General features: G+C 36.6%; 3 protein-coding genes and 1 pseudogene. 2 read left to right on the top strand and 2 right to left on the bottom strand.

All coding sequences use genetic code 11. From position 1 onward, the window contains the following. Nucleotides 1-703: 703 nt before the first annotated feature. A pseudogene (locus ABLT31_RS38140) lies at nt 704-2,058 on the bottom strand (transposase). Between the two features lie 162 nt (nt 2,059-2,220). Between ABLT31_RS38140 and ABLT31_RS39150 the strand changes: the two are divergent. Together ABLT31_RS39150 and ABLT31_RS38130 are read left to right on the top strand one after the other, a co-directional pair. Then, nucleotides 2,221-2,310, top strand: coding sequence for a hypothetical protein (locus ABLT31_RS39150; protein WP_462976596.1), 90 nt, complete (start codon nt 2,221-2,223; stop codon nt 2,308-2,310). A gap of 187 nt (nt 2,311-2,497) precedes the next feature. Beyond that, a complete protein-coding gene (locus tag ABLT31_RS38130) occupies nt 2,498-2,773 on the top strand; it encodes a hypothetical protein (RefSeq protein ID WP_367760932.1) in 276 nt (91 codons plus the stop codon). Between the two features lie 421 nt (nt 2,774-3,194). On the opposite strand, the gene ABLT31_RS38125 is transcribed toward ABLT31_RS38130, so the two are convergent. Then, a complete protein-coding gene (locus tag ABLT31_RS38125) occupies nt 3,195-3,848 on the bottom strand; it encodes a CBO0543 family protein (protein WP_367760931.1) in 654 nt (217 codons plus the stop codon). Between the last annotated feature and the right edge of the window lie 167 nt (nt 3,849-4,015).

Genomic DNA, 4,015 nt, shown 5'->3' with positions numbered 1-4,015 from the left:
CGCCAAGCTTTTTAGATAAAGCATAGACGTTGTAATAACGGATACTGTTTTCATCGGGTGGAGTGAAGCACCAAGTTCGATTCGACTTACTTTACAACATTAAATTAGTAATGTATACGAACTGAATAAATATGATATATCTCCCAAAAAGAAATGACCACTATCTCTTAGTGGTTTTATTTGTATGTCCAATTTACACCTTATTGGATGGGGTTGTTACGCTACCGGGAGTTATGTGAATAAATAAAATCTTTTGGTCATATTGTTCAATTGATCACATATTCCCACTAAGCTAAAATAATTTACAAAGACTTATATTATCCGAGGTAGATTGATATTGCAAAATTTCATTGACGAAATAATGAAAATTAACAATGTGGAAAAATTGGTTGAGGAAAAAGAACAGATCAAGGATCAAATAATCCAACATAATTTGCATTGGAAAGATCGTATTTTGTTATATAAAAAAGTTCAATTGATCAATGATTGTATCAAAAGGTTGGATATGAAATCTAATCAAACGTATGATTATTTGTAGGAGAGACCACATGAATCACAATAGAGAAGCAGGTAAAGAAATTATTAAAAAATTAGGGATTAACCCCTATATGCTTTGGCTTTATTTACTGGAATCAATTTCATAATTGAGTTTCCCAAAAAAACTATAGACTTTACCTATTGGGTATTACTTCAAATTTTTAAATTAAGCAACTGCCTTTTTTGAGTTTTCTACCACCTTTCGAATCCGGTCTACTGCTAACTTAGATGCGTTGTAAACAAGAGTGACTAGATCAAAATGGACTTTGGCTCTTTTTCCAGTACGGTAGCGAACATTGTTTAATTGAAAAAACTCTTTCAAATAAGCTATCACTCGTTCTACAGCTGTTCGTTGGTCATACAGGTCCTCCCATTTTTGACTACCACGGGCCGGTGCAGCGTAACGACGTAAATCGCTCTCGATTCGTACTTTATACACTTTTTGGCACAATGAATCATAAGCCAGTGGACAGTTTTTACACTCTTTGGGGCGTACGAATTTTACAGTTTTGTACTTTTTGTCATAGCTGTCATAGCGATAGGAGTGTTCTCGAACGCACGTCGGTGCGAAATTCTTGTCAAATCCGATGACTTCTCCTTCATTTCTCTTGTTATAGGCAATGATGGAGTAAGCTTCCATGCGATGAATTTGTTGGTATATGGGAACATAGTCATACCCGGCATCCATTATGCCGTAGTAAATCGAAAGAGGAAGTTTAGAGATTCCTTTTAGTAAAGGGATGGCAGCTTTTCCGTCGTTTAAGCTTCCAGATGACATCAACGATTCCAAAATGTACTGACTCTTGGTTCCTACGGCAAGATGAGCTTTAAAGCCATACCAAAAAACGTTCTTTCCTTAGCTGTTTTTCTTAATTCCCCAAGCAGGTGCCAGTGGAATTTGATCACGAAGGTCTTCGAACGGAACATCCAATTGGGCAGCAATAGACTTTTCAAACAGCGTTTGCTTTGCTTCCTCTTCTTGTTTTTGCTTGTCGTAGGCTTCTTTTTCAGCTTTCGATTTGCGACCCCGTTTCTTGGGTTCCGGCTTCGGCTTTTTCTCTTCCGCTTTGGCTCGGTCACGTGATTCAAAGTGAGCCGCATCTATCGCCAGGGCTTCGTCAGCAATGAAACCTTCTTGAATGGCTTGAAGAAGAAGCGATTTTTCATGGTCTCAAGTCCTTGGCAGTTCTCCAATTTTTGCACCAAACGAGAGAAGGAGGCCTCCGAGGGCAGAGAGTCCGAGAATAGAAATCCGCAGTCCAAACGAAAGATGAAGTCGTTTTTTAATCGCTTCCGTAAGTCTTTCACTGTCGGAATGCGTTCGATGATCCGGGCGACCAAAGCATAGATCATCGCAGCATAGTTGAGCTCGATGGGGGCTCCAACAATCGTCTTTTTGGAGATCTCTTTGAGCAAAGGTTCGATGTACAAAGTTGAAAAAATGGCTTCGAAACGATGGGTAGGTTCTAAATCATATAAATCTTGTATGTCAAAAAGGATTCCTTGTCGTATAATAGACACAGGGAGTCACCATCCTATCTCTTAAGTTTGGGTCGCGCTTAACTTATTCGAGATTTGGGGAGGTACTCCTTTTTCTATGCTTGAAAACCTTGAGCCACATAGGCTTAGATTTATGAAATTGATTCACTGGAAAGAAATTTTGAAAGCCTCTCCATAAAGGAATTGGAACGCCACTTTGGAAGAAACCAAAGGACAATCCGAGGATGGATCAAGAAACTAAAAGAAAACGGGTATATAAAAGAATCTGCTTAAAAAGAACTGGATAAGTTAGTAAGCTGATTCAAAAGAAGTGATTAGATTAACCCTTTTGGAATGAGCGAAGGGCTTTATTTTAATAGATGATATCGGCTTAGTTATGCTTAGTTATTCAGCTAAACATTCGATAGCGGGGGAACGGGATCGGCATCATAAAACAACATAATGTGCAGGAGGTAAAGTCATGCATAAGGTCACTTTTGAATTACGAACTGAAACAATCTTGCGTATTAAACTTTTAGCAATGTATCATGCTGAACAACAAAAAAAATTAGCAGAAGAACATAATTTTCCTGACCTAGCTCATGTATGGACTGAATCAGAAGTTATAAATTCAGATATCGGAGATGAAATAGCTAAATTAACTGATGAGGGTGTTGATTTTGATAGCTATTTCGAACAGTTAATGGAAAGCGATAAAGAAATGTACAAAATGTGGTATGGGGACCAAGAGACCTAAGAATGTTGAACTAACGGGAGTCGAGAGTTAATTAGAGGGCTGTTAAAGCAATTCTTTTTGGTTCTGTTATCGTTCTGTTATCGGTGACGATAAAGAAAAGAAAACCTAATGATTTATTGAGTTTTCTCGATACACGATGAATCGGCAATCATAACTGGTTCATGAGAACAGAACACATCTACAAAAGAAAACCTGTACAATGGTAGGGCAATAATAGGTGTGCAAAAATCTAACCTTTTACGGTAAAACAAAAAAGACTAGCCGAAGCTAATCCCCTTAGTAACATTTCAAGATTCGATTCATAAGGAACAATTAAAAGCATTACATAAAATGTAAGGATAGGCAAAGGCTAATCCTTTCTAGTTACTTAACTATCGGGCATTATAGTTAAATAACAAAGAGGAAATAGTTCCATTGGACGCTATTTTGCTTTTTGTTTAAAATGAAATAATTTACTAAGAAAAGACCTTCTTTTGAATGTTTTAACCTCGGTTTGTTCGGTTGAAGCTGTTTCCGTTTTTTGTAAATACATAAATATATTTGTTATCAATTTAGATACTAACATGATCGTAATATATCCAAGGAATAAGTGGAGAAAATTGGTTTCTTTATAAAACTTGAAAATCCCAAAAGCGACAAAAGCTGGTTTAACTAAAAAGGAGAAAAACAAAGATAAGCCTGTTAAATATAGGTAATAATTTTTATTCCTGTTTAGAGTCCATTGGTACATCAACATAAAGGATACTGGAACTAATGCAGTGTCCAAGGCAACACTTATAGGCAAAAAAGGAACAACTTTATATTGATAATTCCATAGTCCATGTGTTACCCCAAAGGTGTCAAAATAGTTCAGCCACACATGTATATTGAATCCGAAGAATCCAATGTGAAACGCCTTTTTTCTGTCTAATAAAAAGTACAGAGCGACCAACGGGAATATTAATAAACTTAACATGAACCAAAACTGCCATGTACCTATATGAGAAAAACTCTGCCAATAGTCTGTTGTTAAATTGGAGAGTTTGGTATGCATTTGGTTTATTTGATCCAATTGTTTGGTTTGTTCAGTTACCAAGATGACTCCACCTTCAAAATGTTTTTTTGATTTAGAGTATCCCACTCGTTGATACCCAAGTATTTAAATTATGCCACCAATTGTTGGGATTATTTGTAAGTTATACAAAAAACTACGACTCAACTGGTTGCTAATAATCCAGCCTTTAAACAATGGCATGAGCATAA

This window comes from Ammoniphilus soli (assembly GCF_040813775.1).
This window is presented reverse-complemented; position numbering and strand designations above follow the sequence as displayed.

Coding starts and splice junctions, on each gene's coding strand:
- ABLT31_RS38130 (WP_367760932.1), top strand. CDS start 2,498: ATGCATAAGGTCACTTTTGAATTACGAACTGAAACAATCTTGCGTATT.